Genomic DNA, 14,125 nt, shown 5'->3' with positions numbered 1-14,125 from the left:
GCAGAGCCAGGTCAGGCGCCGGATGCTCCGGCCGGCCGCGGCAGCGCCCAGGCGAGCACCGCGCCCGCCGCGATCCAGCTCGCGACGTCGCTCACCCAGAGATAGAGGAAATAGCCCCAGGGCGCGTGATTGAAGATCGGCTGGCCGAGATCGGAATAGGCAGTCACCGCCAGTGCCACGATCGCCACCAGCCTGAGCCGCCTTGCGAAATCATGCCCGTGCGCCACCGTACGCAGCGCGAACCCCGCCAGCAGCGCACACACGATCGCCAGCACCAGCCCGCCGATCAGCGCGCCGCTGTCCGGCATCGCGAAGCCGCCGGTGTTGAACATCACCAGCGCCGTCGGCCCCTGGCCATAGAGCTGGGTGCCCTGGGGCGTGCCCGCCCAGGGGATCGGATAGGCACCGCTGCCGAGCGGCCCCAGATGCTGGGCGAGCGCCGCCTGCACCGCAGCCGTCGTCGCCGCATCGGTCTGGGAAAGCGCGAGCAGGCTGAGGGGCGTTCCCCAGAAGATGAAGCCCACCAGCCACATGGCCAGCCCGCCGAGCGCGCCGCCGAGGAACAGTCTTGTCATCGATATCTCCCCTGTTGGGAGATTACTTCATCAACCCGCGGATGTATCCGATCAAGCCCGTCTGGCGCGAGCGCTTCAGCCGCTCGGCGTTCAGGATGGTGTGGACCGAGCGATAGCATTGGTCGGCATCGTCATTGACCAGCACATAGTCATAGCCGTCCCAATGGCTCACTTCGTTGGCGGCGCGCGCCATGCGGGCGTCGATCACTTCGGTGGTATCGGTGGCGCGGTTGATCAGCCGCTGGTGCAGTTCCTTGAACGACGGCGGCAGGATGAAGACGCGGACCACATCGCCCCCCGCCAGCTGGAAGAGCTGCTGGGCGCCCTGCCAGTCGATGTCGAACAGCACGTCGCGACCCGAATCGAGGATCGCCTCGACATGCGCGCGCGGCGTGCCGTAGCGATGATCGAACACATGCGCCCATTCGAGGAACTCATGGTTCGCGACCATCTCGCGGAATTTCTCGAGATCGACGAAATTATAGTCGACGCCGTCCTGCTCCCCCGGGCGCATCGCGCGGGTGGTGTACGAGACGGACATCTGGAGATGGTCGTCGGCGGCGAGCAGCTTGCGTGCGATCGTCGACTTGCCGGCGCCCGAGGGCGAGGAAAGCACGAACAGCACACCGCGGCGCTTGAATCCGTGCGGGTCGGTCTCGGTGCGATGGGGCATGGGCGCCTTTGGCTTGGGAGTCCCATCCGCGTCAAGTCATGCGAGTCGACTCAGGCCGGGGTGCGCATCCGTTGCGATATCCGGTGGGCGCCATAGGCGGCGGCGCCGAGCACGATCGCGGCGGGCACGATCTTCTTCGCCGCCTTCCAGGCAAGCACCCCGGCAACGGCGCCCAGCGCCCCGCCCTCGCCGTCCGCGCGGTCGATGCGGTTGCCGATCCAGCCTGCGATCACGTCCCCGATCATATACGCTCCCTTGGTGGTTACGCGGGAGCAAGCGATTGAAAGCAAACTAAGTTCCCCTCCCCGATGAGGGGCGAGGCGCGGGTGGAATGCGCGCGATACGCAAAAGGCCCGGCGATACGACTCCGCATCGCCGGGCCTCTACTCGCCCCTCGCCCCCTCCCTTCCGGGGAGGGGAAGCAGGCTCACCGCCCGATCATCGTCTCGGGCCGCACATATTGGTCGAACGTCGCCTCGTCGACGAGACCCAGCGCCAGCCCGCTCTCCTTGAGCGTCAGCCCCTTCTCGTGCGCGTTCTTGGCGATCTTGGCGGCGTTGTCATAGCCGATCGCCGGCGCCAGCGCAGTCACCAGCATCAGCGAGCGATCGACCAGCTCCTTGATCCGCGCCTCGTTCGCCTTGGCGCCGTCCACCGCGCGCTCGGCGAAGCTCACCATGCCGACCGACATCAGCTCGATCGAGCGCAGCACGTTCGAGCCGATCAGCGGCTTGAACACGTTCAGCTCGAAATGGCCCTGCATGCCGCCGACGGTGACCGCCATGTGGTTGCCGATCACCTGCGCCGCGACCATCGTCAGCGATTCGCTCTGGGTCGGGTTGACCTTGCCCGGCATGATCGAGCTGCCCGGCTCGTTGGCCGGCAGGTCGAGCTCGCCCAGGCCCGAGCGCGGGCCGCTGCCGAGCAGGCGGATGTCGTTGGCGATCTTGGTCAGCGAAACGGCCAGCGTGTTGCAGGTGCCCGACAGGTTGACCAGCTGGTCCTTGGTTGCCAGCGCCTCGAACTTGTTGGGCGCGGAGACGAAGGGCAGGCCGGTGATCCTGGCGATCTCGGCCGCCACGTCCTCGGCATAGCCCGGAGGGGCGTTGAGCCCGGTGCCGACGGCGGTGCCGCCCAGCGCCAGCTTGAAGATGTCGAGATCGAGCACCGAGGCGAAGCGCGCCCTGGCCGACTCCAGCATCGCGGCATAGCCCGAGAATTCCTGGCCCAGCGTCAGCGGCGTCGCATCCTGCAGGTGCGTGCGGCCGATCTTGACGATGTGATCCCAGGCCTTGACCTTGGCCTCGATCGAAGCGTGCAGCCGGTCGAGCGCCGGGTAGAGCTTCAGCGTCACCGCGCGGGCGGCGGCGATGTGCAGCGCGGTCGGGAACGAATCGTTCGACGACTGCGCCATGTTGACGTGGTCGTTCGGGTGGATCGGCGACTTGCCGCCGCGCGTGCCGGTCAGGATCTCGTTGGCGCGGCCCGCGATCACTTCGTTGACGTTCATGTTGGTCTGGGTGCCCGAACCGGTCTGCCAGATCACCAGCGGGAACTGGTCGTCGAGCTTGCCGTCGACGATCTCCTGCGCGACCTGGTCGATCACTGCGGCGATCTTCGGGTCGAGCCCGTGCTTCACGTTCACGCGCGCCGCGGCCTGCTTCACGATCGCCTGGGCATGGACGATGCCGAGCGGCATCCGCTCCATCTCGCCGAACGGGAAATTCTCGATCGAGCGCTGGGTCTGCGCGCCCCAATAGGCGTTGGCGGGAACTTCGATGGCGCCGATCGAATCGGTTTCGGTACGGGTGGTCACGCTGGCTGGTCCTCTTGTCCGTTCCGCGCTCCCCTAGCCCCTGGGCGGCCGCGATTCCAGCGCTCAGGGATTTTGCGGAGGCGTTAACCAAGAGTGCGTTTTTGGCCGGCTAAAAGCGAATCATGTACGTCGATGCGTCCATGGCTGCCCGCGCGGCGAAAGAACGCCAGCCGCGCAAGAACCTGTTGCTCGCCGCCACGATCGAGGCGGACGGGCTAAGGGTGCCCGTGCGCATCCGCAATCTCTCCGAGGGCGGGGCGATGGTGGACGGATCGGCCCTTCCCCGCACCGGAACCCTGCTGACGCTCACGCGCGCGGAGATCGAAGTCGGCGGCAGGGTGGTGTGGCAGACGCAGGGCCGCTGCGGAGTCGCCTTCGATACGACCGCGATCACCGTCGACGAATGGGTCTCCGGCAATCGCGTCGCGAGCTTCCAGGGCCATCGCGGCCAGGCCCGCGTCGATGCGATCCAGCAGGCGGTGCGCAGCGGCGGCGAACTCCCCGCCGAACCGGCCATGGCAGGCGCCGCGCCGGACCTCGCCAATCTCGGCACGCGCCTGGTCGAGGAGATCTACCATGTCCGGGAATTGCTCGACCGGCTCGGCGAGCGGCTGATCGACGATCCGCACGTGATCGCCGCGCACATGGCGTCGCTGCAGAATCTCGATCGCGCCAGCCAGATCCTCGACCATCTGGGCGCGATCCTGGGTGCGGACGATCCCGCCGCCGCGGTGGATGCAGTGGCGATGCAGGAATTGCGCGCACGGCTGATGCGCTGACACCGGCCGCGACACGCACCGGCCGGCGCTGCGCGCGCCTATTTCTTCCGCTTGAAGTCCACCGAGACGACGTTCGAGCCGTCCTCGACCGGCTTGGCCGGCGGCTCGTCATTCTCGGCCTCGTCATGCTGGGGCTCGGGCTCGTCGCCGCCATCGGCCGCCTGGAAGCGCAGCTCGAAATTCACCGCCGGATCATGGAAGCCGGTGATCGCCGAGAAGGGGATGTTCAGCATCGCCGGCACCTGATTGAAGCTCAGGCCCACCGAGAATCTGTTGTCGTCGACCTTCAGGTCCCAGAATCGATGCTGCAGGACGATGGTCATCTCGTCCGGGAAGCGATCGATCAGCCGCTGCGGGATGTCGACCCCCGGCGCGTGCGTCTTGAAGGTGATGTAGAAATGATGCCCGCCGGGCAGGTTTCCACCCGAGTCGGCGACCGAGCCCAGCACGCGGCCGACCACGGCGCGCAGGGCTTCCTGCACGATCTCATCATAGGGAATCAGGCTGTCAGGCACGTTGCCGGTCATGCCCCTTGGGTAGCGCACCGGGCAGCGCGGTCAAGATTGCATGCGCGGCAACCATCGCTATGTGGGACGCCATGCGCACCGCCACCGTGAGCCGCAAGACGAGCGAGACCTCCGTCGACGTCACCGTCAACCTCGACGGTACCGGCGCCTATGCCGTTTCCACCGGGATCGGCTTCTTCGACCACATGCTCGAGCAGCTCAGCCGCCATTCGCTGATCGACCTCGACGTGAAGACGGTGGGCGACCTGCATATCGACCAGCACCACACGGTGGAGGATACCGGGCTGGCGATCGGGGAAGCCATCGCGAAGGCGCTGGGCGACAAGAAGGGCATCCGGCGCTATGCCGACGCGCTCTCGCCGATGGACGAGACGCTCACCCGCGTCGCGGTGGACATTTCGGGCCGCCCCTATCTCGTCTGGAAGACCGCATTCAGCCAGAAGCGGCTCGGCGAGATGGACACCGAGATGTTCGAGCACTGGTTCCATTCCTTCGCCCAGACCGCCGGGCTGACGCTCCATATCGAGACACTTTACGGCACCAACAACCATCACATCGCCGAAGCCGCGTTCAAGGGCCTGGCCCGGGCGCTGCGCGAGGCGGTGGAGATCGATCCGCGCAAGGCGGATGCGGTACCCAGCACCAAGGGGGTGCTGTGACGGTGACGCGATGACCATCGCCCTGATCGACTATGGCGCCGGCAATCTCCACTCGGTCCACAACGCCCTGAAGGCGGCGGGCGCTGCCGATGTCGCGGTCACCGCCGACCCCGGGGCGGTGCTGCGGGCCGATCGCATCGTCCTGCCCGGCGTCGGCGCATTCGGGGCCTGTGCCGCGGGGCTGCGGGCGATCCCCGGCATGGTCGAGGCGCTGGACGCGCGCGTCCGCCGCGCGGGCGCGCCTTTCCTCGGCGTCTGCGTCGGCATGCAGCTGATGGCCGATACGGGGGAGGAGCTCGGCACCCATCCGGGCCTGGGCTGGGTCTCCGGCACCGTCCGGGCGATCGCGCCCGCACCCGGCATCCGCGTGCCGCATATGGGCTGGAACGACGTCGTCCCCACGCTTTCCCACCCGCTGATCGAGCCGGGCCAGGCCTATTTCCTGCACAGCTTCGCCTTCACCGGCGACGCGGTGCTCGCCACCACCGACCATGGCGGTCCGGTCACGGCCGCCATCGGCCGCGACAACATGATCGGCGTCCAGTTCCACCCCGAGAAAAGCCAGCGCTACGGCATCGCGCTGATGGAAAGGTTCCTCGCTTGGCACCCCTAGACCCGGATGGCCTGATCATCTTCCCCGCGATCGACCTCAAGGCCGGTCAGGTCGTCCGCCTGGCCGAAGGCGACATGGCCCGCGCCACCGTCTATGGCGACGATCCCGCGGCCCAGGCCGAGCGCTTCGCGCAAGCCGGCGCGGAATGGCTCCACGTCGTCGATCTCGACGGCGCATTCGCCGGCGAATCGATCAACGGCGCCGCCGTCGCCGCGATCCTCGGGCGCTTCGGCGGCAAGATCCAGCTCGGCGGCGGGATCCGCAACCGCGAATCGATCGAGCGCTGGCTCGACCTCGGCGTGCGCCGCGTGGTGATCGGCACGGCCGCGCTGGAGAATCCGGACCTGGTCCGCGAAGCCGCGCGCGACAATCCCGGCCGCATCGTCGTCGCCGTCGATGCGCGCGACGGCATGGTCGCCACGCGCGGCTGGGCCGATGTGTCGGACGTGTCGGTAGCCGATCTCGCCCGTCGCTTCGAGGATGCCGGCGTCGCCGCGCTCCTCTTCACCGATGTCGGCCGCGACGGGCTGCTGAAGGGCTGCAATGTCGAGGCGACGGTCGCCCTGGCCCGCGCCGTCTCGATCCCGGTCATCGCCAGCGGCGGCGTCACCGACATCGCCGACATCCACGCGCTGCGCCCGCATGTCGCGGATGGCGTGGAAGGCGTGATCACCGGCCGCGCGCTCTATGACGGCCGGCTCGACCTCAAATGGGCGATCGAAGTGGGTCGGGCATGATGTTGGCGGGAAGGCGCGAAGAAGCGAAGATCTTGTTCACGCGGAGACGCGGAGGCACGGAGAAATCGCTTCTTCTTCTCGCCCTCGCGCCCTCGCCCGAGCAAATCGCATGACCGTCCGCGCCCGCGTCATCCCGTGCCTCGACGTCGCGAACGGCCGCGTGGTCAAGGGCGTCAACTTTGTCGACCTGGTCGATGCCGGCGATCCGGTCGAACAGGCGCGCGCCTATGACGCGGCCGGAGCCGACGAGCTCTGCTTCCTCGACATCACCGCCAGCCACGAGGCGCGCGGCACCATCCTCGACGTGGTCCGCCGCACCGCCGAAGTCTGCTTCATGCCGCTCACCGTCGGCGGCGGCGTGCGCGGCGTCGAGGATGCCCGCGCCCTCCTGCTGGCCGGTGCCGACAAGGTGGCGGTCAATTCCGCCGCCGTCTCGCGCCCCCAGGTCGTCGCCGAGATCGCCGAGAGGATGGGCAGCCAGTGCGTCGTCGCTTCGGTCGACGCGCGCCGCACCGCGCAGGGCTGGGAAGTCTTCACGCATGGCGGCCGCAAGCCCACCGGCATCGACGCAGTGACTCACGCCATCGCCCTTGCCCATCTCGGCGCCGGCGAGTTGCTGATCACCTCGATGGACCGCGACGGCACCCGCGACGGCTACGACCTGGAGCTGATCCGCACGATCGCCGACCAGGTGACCGTGCCCGTGGTCGCCTCGGGCGGGGTCGGCACCCTCCGCCATCTGGTGGAGGGCATTCGCGACGGCCATGCCAGCGCGGTGCTGGCGGCCTCGATCTTCCATTTCGGCGAAGCCAGCATCGCCGACGCCCATCGCGCGATGGCAGCCGCCGGCATCCCGGTGCGAAGCCCGGTCGTCGGTTAGCTTTACATTCACCAATTCCGCACGCCGGAGCTTAACCATCGAAAGCGGCGGAAAATGCCGGTTTCGGCAAAGCGGCCGGCTTCTTGCTCCCTCCCGAAGACAATCAAAGAGGGAATCAGGACCATGATCCGTAACTTCGCCAATCTGGCCGCGTTCGGCCTCCTCGTTACCCTGTCCGCCACGCCCGCCTTCGCCATGGACAAGCCGCCCGTCGATCCGGGCACGCCCTCCAGCAGCAGCAGCAGCAGTGGGGGTGGCACCACCAGCAGCAGCAGCGGCGGTTCGGGCGGCCCCACGTCGATCCCGGAGCCGGGCATGCTCGGCCTGTTCGCGCTCGGGACCATCGGCGCGTTCGTCGCGCGCCGGGCCCGTCGCCGCGGTTAACGATTTGTCGGGGCGTTGCGGCTAAGGTCGCGTACCATGCGCAACGCCCTGCTTCCCCTGCTGCTGCTCGCCGCGACGCCGGCGCTGGCCGCCGACGAGCCGCCGCACACCGGCCGCGCCGGCACGCGCTCGATGCCCGAGCTTTCGGACCTGGCGCTTGCCGCCTGTGCCGCCGGCGGCATCTGGTTCGTCCGCCGCCAGCTGCGCGCGCGCTTCCGCAAGGCCGCGCCCCGGGATTGAAGCCCGAGGATTAGCGCAAGGATTGACAGGCGCGCCTGCCTCCCGCAGCCGGGGGCCATGGCCGACACCCTGGATGTTCTCGAAGCCGTGATCCGCGCCCGCCGCACGGCGAGCCCCGACAGTTCCTATGTCGCGAAGCTCACGCATCGCGGCCGCGCCAAGATCGCCCAGAAACTGGGCGAGGAAGCCACCGAGACGGTGATCGCCGCGATCCGGGACGATCGCGAAGAACTCACCAAGGAAGCGGCCGACCTGGTCTTCCACCTGCTCGTGCTGCTGGCCGATGCCGGCCTGGGCCTGGACGACGTCCGCGCCGAGCTCGCCCGCCGCGAAGGCGTGTCGGGGATCGCGGAAAAGGCGGGGCGCTCGGTCTAGGATCGAGACTCGTTCAGCAAACCTCGTCATCCCCGCGCAGGCGGGGATGACGGAAACAAGTTATGAGTCCCCAACCTAAGGGCCGAGACTCGATTCAGCGATCCTCGCTTCCGCCGCGACGATGCTCTGGTATGGAGCGGAACGAAGGAGCCGCGCATGCCCATCGACGCCACCCAGTCCTATGACGACCAGAACGTCTTCGCGAAGATCCTGCGCGGCGAAATCCCGTCGCGAAGGATATTCGAGGACGAATTCGCCCTCGCCTTTCACGACATCAATCCGCAGGCGCCGCACCATGTGCTGGTGATTCCCAAGGGCGCCTATGTCTCGTGGGACGATTTCTCCGCCCGGGCGAGCGAGGCGGAGATCGCCGGCTTCGTCCGCGCGGTCGGCAAGGTCGCGCGCGAGGCCGGGTTCGTGGCGCCGGGCTATCGCCTGCTCGCCAATACCGGGCTCGACGCGCATCAGGAGGTGCCGCACCTCCATGTCCACATCTTCGCCGGCAAGCCGCTCGGCCCGATGCTGGCCCGCTAGCCGAAACCGCCGGATCCGGGGGCATCATGCACTTCCTGCACACCTTCCATCTCGCATCCTATCTGGACAGCCTGGTCAGCTACGCGCTCGCGCTGGTGCTGGGCGCGCTGATCGGTGCCGAGCGCCAGTATCGCCAGCGCACCGCCGGGCTGCGCACCAACGCACTGGTCGCGCTCGGCGCGGCGGCGTTCGTGGACCTCGCCCAGAAGCTGGCCGGCGATGTCGAGGCGGTGCGGGTGATCGCCTATATCGTCTCGGGGATCGGCTTCCTCGGCGCGGGCGTGATCATGAAGGAGGGCATGAACGTCCGCGGCCTCAATACCGCCGCCACGCTCTGGTGCTCGGCGGCGGTGGGGGCCTGTGCCGGCACCGACATGGCAGCGGAGGCGGCGACGCTCACTCTCTTCGTGGTGGCCGGCAACACCCTGTTGCGGCCGGTCGTGAATGCGATCAACCGCATCCCGCTGGCCGGCGGGACGCTGGAGGCGACCTATTCGGTCACGCTCACCGCCGATCCGGCCAACGCCTCGGCCCTGCGCGATACGCTCGTCGATCACCTGGAATTGATGCGCTATCCGGTGGCCGATACCGAGATCGTCGAGCGATCGGAGGAACTGGTAGAGATTCGCGCGACGCTGGTCAGCACCGGGGCGGTGGATGCCGATCTCGACGCGATCGTCGCGCACCTCGCCAAGACCCGCACCGTGCTGCACGCCACCTGGGAAGTGCAGACGCACGATTGAGCGGCCGGGACGGGGCGGCTTGCCAAAGGCGGCGCGGCCTGCTTGCCTCGCCGCCATGCGCTATCTGAACCTCGCCGTCGCGATCGTCGCCGAAGTCACTGCGACTTCGTTCATGAAACAGTCCGAGGGGTTCACCCGGCTCCTCCCTTCGGCGATCACGATCCTCGGCTATGCGATCGCCTTCTATTTCCTCTCGCTCACGCTGCGCGAGATTCCCACCGGCATCGCCTATGCGATCTGGTCCGGCGTCGGCATCGTGCTGATCGCGGCGATCGCCTGGGCGTTCCAGGGGCAGAAGCTCGACTTGCCCGCCCTGCTCGGCATGGCGCTGATCATCGCCGGCGTGCTGGTGATGAACCTCTTCTCGCGCGCGACCGCGCACTAGGCCGGAAACCCGAACAAGTATCTGATTTTCCTTCGTCATCCCCGCCTGCGCGGGGATGACGGGTTCGCTGAATGAGTCCTCAACCTAGGCCGGGATTCGTTCCCGCCACCCCGTCCCCGCGCGGCGACTCGCCGCATTCGCGCGCTAAAGCGGAGCTTGCGGGCACTAAAGCATTGCCTCCCCCGGTTTTGCGGCTAGGCTCCGCGCTTTCATCCAAAAGGGGCGGCGGGACAAACCGCCGTTGAGGGGACCATCCAATGATCTTCGGGCGCGTAAAGCCACTCGATGCCATCCTCGCCACTGCCGAGAAAAAATCGCTCCACCGTTCGCTGGGGGCTTTCCAGCTCACCATGCTCGGCATCGGCGCGGTGATCGGCACCGGCATTTTCGTTCTCACCGCCGAAGCCGCCCAGCGCGCGGGCCCCGGCATGATGGTAAGCTTCATCATCGCCGGCGTGGTCTGCGCCTTCGCCGCGCTCTGCTATGCCGAAATGGCCGCGATGGTCCCGGTCTCGGGCTCGGCCTATACGTACAGCTATGCCGTGATGGGCGAGCTGATCGCCTGGATGGTCGGCTGGGCGCTGATCCTCGAATATGCCGTGGCCGCAGGCGCAGTCTCGGTCGGCTGGTCCGGCTATGTCGTCGGCCTGATCGAGCACAGCTTCCACATAAACATCCCCCAAACGCTGGTCACCGGGCCGTTCGACGGCGGCCTGATCAACCTGCCCGCGATGCTGATCGCCGGCCTGGTCACCTGGCTGCTGGTCATCGGCACCAAGGAAAGCGCCACCGTCAACGCCATTCTCGTCGCGATCAAGATCACGGCGCTCACTGCGTTCATCGTGCTGGCCGTGCCGGTGATGAACGGCGCGCAATTCTCGCCCTTCGCGCCCACCGGCTTCATCGGCGTCTCGATGGCCGCCGCGTCGATCTTCTTCGCCTATGTCGGCTTCGACGCGGTCTCCACCGCGGCCGAGGAGACCAAGAACCCGCAGCGCAACATGCCGATCGGCCTGATCGGCAGCCTCGCCATCTGCACCATCTTCTACCTGCTCGTCGCCGCCGGCGTGATCGGCGCGCCGGGCCTCAGCACCCAGCCCGTGATGGACGCCGCCGGCCATGCGCTCGAGCCGGGCAGCCGCGAGCTCGCCGCCCAGTGCGCCACCCGCGCCGCCGAAGGCTTCAAGGACGTGGTCTGCTCGAAGGAGGCGCTGGCCTTCACCCTGCGCGAGATCGGCTGGCCGCAGATCGGCAACCTGCTCGGCCTCGCCGCCGGCCTGGCGCTGCCCTCGGTCATCCTGATGATGATGTTCGGCCAGACCCGCATCTTCTTCGTGATGAGCCGCGACGGCCTGCTCCCCGCCGCCTTCTCGAAGATCCACCCGACCTTCAACACCCCGCATGTGATCACGATCATCACCGGCGTGGCGGTGGCGCTGTTCGCGGCCTTCTTCCCGGTCGGCCAGCTCGCCAACATCTCGAATTCGGGCACGTTGTTCGCGTTCGCCGCCGTGTCGATCGCGGTGATGGTGATCCGCAAGACCGATCCGGACCGCAAGCGCCCGTTCAAGACGCCGTTCGTGTTCCTGACGGCGCCGATCGCGATCCTGGGCTGCCTCTATCTGTTCGTCAGCCTGGACCACAAGAGCATCATCCTGTTCCTGTCCTGGGCAGTGATCGGCCTGGTGGTCTATTTCGGCTATAGCCGCTCGCGCAGCCATGTCGGCCGCGGGATCGTCGACGTGCACGAGCCCGAGGCCTATGAGGAGCTGGACCCGCCGGTGCCCGGCACCCGCTGAGGCCACGCCCCTCGGGGCATGAGAAAAGGGCCGGAGGATCGCTCCTCCGGCCCTTTTTCTGTCTGGAATACCCCCGCTTGGCGGAGGGAGGAACGGATGGCTCAGGCCAGCTTCTCGGCGGCCAGTTCCTTCAGGTCCACCTCGGCCCGGGCGCCGTAGTGCTGGATGATCTCCGCGGCGCAGAGCGCGCCCAGGCGCAGCGAGTCCCGCACCGAGCGGCCCTGGGCCTGGCCATGGAGGAAGCCGGCCGCGAACATGTCGCCCGCGCCGGTGGTGTCGACCAGCCGGGCGATCGGCTCGGCCGGAACCTCGACCCGCTCGCCGCCGACCAGCGCGATCGCGCCCTTCTCGCTGCGGGTGACGACCAGCACCGGCACCTTGCCGTGCAGGTGCTGCACCGCCGCCTCGAACGCCTCGCGCTCGCACAGCGCCAGCAATTCGTTCTCGTTGGCGAACAGGATGTCGATCATCCCGTCCTCGATCAGCTTGCGGAAATCGTCGCCATGGCGCGAGATGCAGAACACGTCGGACAGGGTGAAGGCCACCTTGCGGCCGGCGGCACGGGCGATCTCGATCGCCTTGCGCATCGCGGCGCGCGGCTCTTCGGGGTCCCACAGATAGCCTTCGAGGTACAGGATCGCGCCATTGGCGATCAGCTCCTCGTCGAGCGCGGCGGCCGGCAGGAACTGCGAGGCGCCGAGGAAGGTGTTCATCGTGCGCTGCCCGTCGGGCGTGACGAAGATCAGGCAGCGCGCGGTGGCGGGCTGGCCGGCGCGCGACGCGGTGTCGAAATCGACGCCGGCGGCGCGGATGTCGTGCGCGAAGACCTGGCCGAGCTGGTCGTCGGCCACCTGGCCGATGAACGCGGTCCTGCCGCCCAGCGCAGCGATGCCCGCCACGGTGTTCGCCGCCGAACCGCCCGAGATCTCGCGGCCCGGGCCCATCCTGGCATAGAGCGCATCGGCGTCCTCGGGCGAGAAGATGAGCTGCATCGAGCCCTTGGCGACGCCGATCTCCTCGATGAAGCTGTCCTCGGCCTGGGCGAGGATGTCGACGATCGCGTTGCCGATGGCGACGACGTCATAAGTCGGGCTGGTCAAACTGGTGCTCCAAAAAGATTGCGCGGACGCCCTAGTGGCGGGCAATAGAGGATGCAATGATTCAGGCCTTCTTCCTGTCGCTGGGCCAGCTGTTCGACCGGCCGATACTGGCCGTCTTCGTCAAGTCCGTGATCCTGACATTGGTGCTGTTCGCCGCGGCGAGCGTCGGCCTGTGGTTCGGCATGCATGCGCTGGCCGACGGGATCGCGGCATGGCTGGGGGGCTGGAGCGGCTCGGACGCCTTTGCCGACATCGCCACGATCCTGATCGTGCTCGTCGCCCATTGGCTGATGTTCCGCGCCATCGCGGTGGCGGTGATCGGCATCTTCGCCGACGAAGTCGTCGCCGCGGTGGAGAGGAAACACTATCCCGGCGCCCATGCCCGGGCGCACGACCTGCCCCTTGGCCGCGCCCTGGCGATGGGCCTGGGCTCGGCGCTGCGGCTGATCGGCGTGAACCTGCTGCTCTCGCCGCTCTATCTGATCCTGCTCGTCACCGGCGTGGGCACGGCGCTGGCCTTTTTCCTGGTCAACAGCTGGCTGCTCGGCCGCGACCTGGGCGACATGGTCGCGGCGCGGCACATGCGGCGCGACGAACTGCGCGGCTGGCGGCGGCGGACCGGCGTCGGCCGCTTCGCGCTGGGCGCGGCGGGCACCGCGCTGTTCCTCGTCCCGATTTTGAACCTGGTCGCCCCGGTACTCGGAGCCGCGATGGCCACCCATGCATTCCACCGCGGGAGGCGGGCATGAAGAGACTAGTCCTGATCGGTATGCTGGCGCTCGGCGCCTGTGGCGAAGGCGGCGTGATCCCCCCGCCGCGCGCCGGCTATGTCCCGGTGCCGAGCGCCCGGCCCGCGCCGAGCCCGGCCGCGGGGCTGCCCGCCAATCTCGGCGCGTTGCGGGGTGCCACCGCGCCCGGGCTGATCGCGCGCTTCGGCAAGCCCCAGCTCGACATGAGCGAGGGCACTGCCCGCAAGCTCCAGTTCGCCGGGCCGATCTGCGTGCTCGACACCTATCTCTATCCCCAGAAGCGCGGCGAGCCGGTGGTGACGCATATCGACGCCCGCCAGCGCGACGGCCGCCCGATCGACGAGGCAAGCTGCGTGGCGGCGCTCAGCGGCGGACGGTGATCTGGCGCTGATCCAGGGTAGAGACTCATCCGGCAAACCCCGTCATCCCCGCACAGGCGGGGATCCAGGGTGATGCGGGATATCGGCACCACCACGCGAACGCCGTCCGGAAAGGACGGGCTCGCCCCTCTCCGCTCCGCACCTGGCTCTGGATCCCCGCCTGCGCGGGGAGGACGG

The 14,125-nt window shown here is 68.1% G+C and carries 20 protein-coding genes; 14 read left to right on the top strand and 6 right to left on the bottom strand.

Features of this window, described 5'->3' with window-relative positions:
- Positions 1-11: 11 nt before the first annotated feature.
- The 4 genes from FHR20_RS01035 to fumC all read right to left on the bottom strand — a co-directional run bounded on the left by FHR20_RS01035 (position 12) and on the right by fumC (position 3,064).
- Complete coding sequence (locus tag FHR20_RS01035; RefSeq protein ID WP_167297849.1) at positions 12-575, bottom strand: hypothetical protein; 564 nt, start codon at positions 573-575, stop codon at positions 12-14.
- Positions 576-597: 22 nt separating this feature from the next.
- Complete coding sequence (gmk, locus tag FHR20_RS01030) at positions 598-1,248, bottom strand: guanylate kinase (RefSeq protein ID WP_167297848.1); 651 nt, start codon at positions 1,246-1,248, stop codon at positions 598-600.
- Positions 1,249-1,298: 50 nt separating this feature from the next.
- The gene (locus FHR20_RS01025; protein WP_167297847.1) at positions 1,299-1,493 is read right to left on the bottom strand and encodes a hypothetical protein; all 195 of its coding nucleotides are present in this window, start codon (positions 1,491-1,493) and stop codon (positions 1,299-1,301) included.
- A 182-nt stretch (positions 1,494-1,675) separates the two neighbouring features.
- Positions 1,676-3,064: a class II fumarate hydratase gene (gene fumC, locus FHR20_RS01020; protein WP_167297846.1), complete on the bottom strand. Its 1,389-nt coding sequence runs from the start codon at positions 3,062-3,064 to the stop codon at positions 1,676-1,678.
- 122 nt (positions 3,065-3,186) lie between these two features.
- Here fumC and FHR20_RS01015 point away from each other — a divergent pair, with 122 nt between their 5' ends.
- Positions 3,187-3,843, top strand: a complete 657-nt coding sequence (locus tag FHR20_RS01015; protein WP_167297845.1) for a PilZ domain-containing protein — start codon at positions 3,187-3,189, stop codon at positions 3,841-3,843.
- A gap of 38 nt (positions 3,844-3,881) precedes the next feature.
- On the opposite strand, the gene FHR20_RS01010 is transcribed toward FHR20_RS01015, so the two are convergent.
- Positions 3,882-4,370, bottom strand: coding sequence for an SspB family protein (locus FHR20_RS01010; RefSeq protein ID WP_167297844.1), 489 nt, complete (start codon positions 4,368-4,370; stop codon positions 3,882-3,884).
- 71 nt (positions 4,371-4,441) lie between these two features.
- On the opposite strand from FHR20_RS01010, the gene hisB reads away from it, so the two are divergent.
- From hisB to FHR20_RS00955, 11 genes are all read left to right on the top strand, one after another.
- Entirely contained in the window at positions 4,442-5,029 is a 588-nt protein-coding gene (gene hisB, locus FHR20_RS01005; protein WP_167297843.1) for an imidazoleglycerol-phosphate dehydratase HisB, read from the top strand.
- Between the two features lie 10 nt (positions 5,030-5,039).
- The gene (gene hisH, locus FHR20_RS01000; RefSeq protein WP_167297842.1) at positions 5,040-5,642 is read left to right on the top strand and encodes an imidazole glycerol phosphate synthase subunit HisH; all 603 of its coding nucleotides are present in this window, start codon (positions 5,040-5,042) and stop codon (positions 5,640-5,642) included.
- Positions 5,643-5,653: 11 nt separating this feature from the next.
- Positions 5,654-6,379: a 1-(5-phosphoribosyl)-5-[(5-phosphoribosylamino)methylideneamino]imidazole-4-carboxamide isomerase gene (gene hisA, locus FHR20_RS00995; protein WP_167299311.1), complete on the top strand. Its 726-nt coding sequence runs from the start codon at positions 5,654-5,656 to the stop codon at positions 6,377-6,379.
- A gap of 109 nt (positions 6,380-6,488) precedes the next feature.
- The gene (gene hisF, locus FHR20_RS00990; protein WP_167297841.1) at positions 6,489-7,259 is read left to right on the top strand and encodes an imidazole glycerol phosphate synthase subunit HisF; all 771 of its coding nucleotides are present in this window, start codon (positions 6,489-6,491) and stop codon (positions 7,257-7,259) included.
- Between the two features lie 123 nt (positions 7,260-7,382).
- A complete protein-coding gene (locus FHR20_RS00985; protein ID WP_167297840.1) occupies positions 7,383-7,643 on the top strand; it encodes a PEP-CTERM sorting domain-containing protein in 261 nt (86 codons plus the stop codon).
- 36 nt (positions 7,644-7,679) lie between these two features.
- Positions 7,680-7,883 (top strand): hypothetical protein, encoded by a 204-nt coding sequence (locus FHR20_RS00980; protein ID WP_167297839.1) that lies wholly within the window; start codon positions 7,680-7,682, stop codon positions 7,881-7,883.
- A gap of 57 nt (positions 7,884-7,940) precedes the next feature.
- Positions 7,941-8,258: a phosphoribosyl-ATP diphosphatase gene (locus FHR20_RS00975; protein WP_167297838.1), complete on the top strand. Its 318-nt coding sequence runs from the start codon at positions 7,941-7,943 to the stop codon at positions 8,256-8,258.
- A gap of 156 nt (positions 8,259-8,414) precedes the next feature.
- Positions 8,415-8,792 carry a histidine triad nucleotide-binding protein gene (locus tag FHR20_RS00970; RefSeq protein WP_167297837.1) on the top strand — a complete coding sequence of 126 codons (378 nt, stop codon included), beginning with the start codon at positions 8,415-8,417 and terminating at the stop codon, positions 8,790-8,792.
- A gap of 26 nt (positions 8,793-8,818) precedes the next feature.
- Complete coding sequence (locus FHR20_RS00965; RefSeq protein ID WP_167297836.1) at positions 8,819-9,535, top strand: MgtC/SapB family protein; 717 nt, start codon at positions 8,819-8,821, stop codon at positions 9,533-9,535.
- Positions 9,536-9,590: 55 nt separating this feature from the next.
- The gene (locus FHR20_RS00960) at positions 9,591-9,920 is read left to right on the top strand and encodes an SMR family transporter (protein ID WP_167297835.1); all 330 of its coding nucleotides are present in this window, start codon (positions 9,591-9,593) and stop codon (positions 9,918-9,920) included.
- A 257-nt stretch (positions 9,921-10,177) separates the two neighbouring features.
- A complete protein-coding gene (locus FHR20_RS00955; protein WP_167297834.1) occupies positions 10,178-11,719 on the top strand; it encodes an amino acid permease in 1,542 nt (513 codons plus the stop codon).
- A gap of 101 nt (positions 11,720-11,820) precedes the next feature.
- On the opposite strand, the gene FHR20_RS00950 is transcribed toward FHR20_RS00955, so the two are convergent.
- Positions 11,821-12,819, bottom strand: a complete 999-nt coding sequence (locus FHR20_RS00950; RefSeq protein WP_167297833.1) for an adenosine kinase — start codon at positions 12,817-12,819, stop codon at positions 11,821-11,823.
- Between the two features lie 56 nt (positions 12,820-12,875).
- Between FHR20_RS00950 and FHR20_RS00945 the strand changes: the two genes are divergently transcribed.
- A complete protein-coding gene (locus FHR20_RS00945) occupies positions 12,876-13,568 on the top strand; it encodes an EI24 domain-containing protein (RefSeq protein ID WP_167297832.1) in 693 nt (230 codons plus the stop codon).
- Positions 13,565-13,948 carry a hypothetical protein gene (locus tag FHR20_RS00940; protein WP_167297831.1) on the top strand — a complete coding sequence of 128 codons (384 nt, stop codon included), beginning with the start codon at positions 13,565-13,567 and terminating at the stop codon, positions 13,946-13,948. The genes FHR20_RS00945 and FHR20_RS00940 overlap by 4 nt, the downstream gene beginning before the upstream one ends.
- The last annotated feature ends 177 nt before the right edge of the window (positions 13,949-14,125 follow it).

It is taken from the genome of Sphingomonas leidyi (assembly GCF_011761945.1).
Taxonomy (GTDB): Bacteria; Pseudomonadota; Alphaproteobacteria; order Sphingomonadales; family Sphingomonadaceae; genus Sphingomonas; species Sphingomonas leidyi.
This window is presented reverse-complemented; position numbering and strand designations above follow the sequence as displayed.

Excerpts from the sequence above, each read along its gene's own strand:
- FHR20_RS01035 (WP_167297849.1), bottom strand. The coding sequence starts at position 575 with ATGACAAGACTGTTCCTCGGCGGCGCGCTCGGCGGGCTGGCCATGTGG.
- gmk (WP_167297848.1), bottom strand. The coding sequence starts at position 1,248 with ATGCCCCATCGCACCGAGACCGACCCGCACGGATTCAAGCGCCGCGGT.
- FHR20_RS01025 (WP_167297847.1), bottom strand. The coding sequence starts at position 1,493 with ATGATCGGGGACGTGATCGCAGGCTGGATCGGCAACCGCATCGACCGC.
- FHR20_RS01015 (WP_167297845.1), top strand. The coding sequence starts at position 3,187 with ATGTACGTCGATGCGTCCATGGCTGCCCGCGCGGCGAAAGAACGCCAG.
- FHR20_RS01010 (WP_167297844.1), bottom strand. The coding sequence starts at position 4,370 with ATGACCGGCAACGTGCCTGACAGCCTGATTCCCTATGATGAGATCGTG.
- hisB (WP_167297843.1), top strand. The coding sequence starts at position 4,442 with ATGCGCACCGCCACCGTGAGCCGCAAGACGAGCGAGACCTCCGTCGAC.
- hisH (WP_167297842.1), top strand. The coding sequence starts at position 5,040 with ATGACCATCGCCCTGATCGACTATGGCGCCGGCAATCTCCACTCGGTC.
- hisF (WP_167297841.1), top strand. The coding sequence starts at position 6,489 with ATGACCGTCCGCGCCCGCGTCATCCCGTGCCTCGACGTCGCGAACGGC.
- FHR20_RS00985 (WP_167297840.1), top strand. The coding sequence starts at position 7,383 with ATGATCCGTAACTTCGCCAATCTGGCCGCGTTCGGCCTCCTCGTTACC.
- FHR20_RS00980 (WP_167297839.1), top strand. The coding sequence starts at position 7,680 with ATGCGCAACGCCCTGCTTCCCCTGCTGCTGCTCGCCGCGACGCCGGCG.
- FHR20_RS00975 (WP_167297838.1), top strand. The coding sequence starts at position 7,941 with ATGGCCGACACCCTGGATGTTCTCGAAGCCGTGATCCGCGCCCGCCGC.
- FHR20_RS00970 (WP_167297837.1), top strand. The coding sequence starts at position 8,415 with ATGCCCATCGACGCCACCCAGTCCTATGACGACCAGAACGTCTTCGCG.
- FHR20_RS00965 (WP_167297836.1), top strand. The coding sequence starts at position 8,819 with ATGCACTTCCTGCACACCTTCCATCTCGCATCCTATCTGGACAGCCTG.
- FHR20_RS00960 (WP_167297835.1), top strand. The coding sequence starts at position 9,591 with ATGCGCTATCTGAACCTCGCCGTCGCGATCGTCGCCGAAGTCACTGCG.
- FHR20_RS00955 (WP_167297834.1), top strand. The coding sequence starts at position 10,178 with ATGATCTTCGGGCGCGTAAAGCCACTCGATGCCATCCTCGCCACTGCC.
- FHR20_RS00945 (WP_167297832.1), top strand. The coding sequence starts at position 12,876 with ATGATTCAGGCCTTCTTCCTGTCGCTGGGCCAGCTGTTCGACCGGCCG.
- FHR20_RS00940 (WP_167297831.1), top strand. The coding sequence starts at position 13,565 with ATGAAGAGACTAGTCCTGATCGGTATGCTGGCGCTCGGCGCCTGTGGC.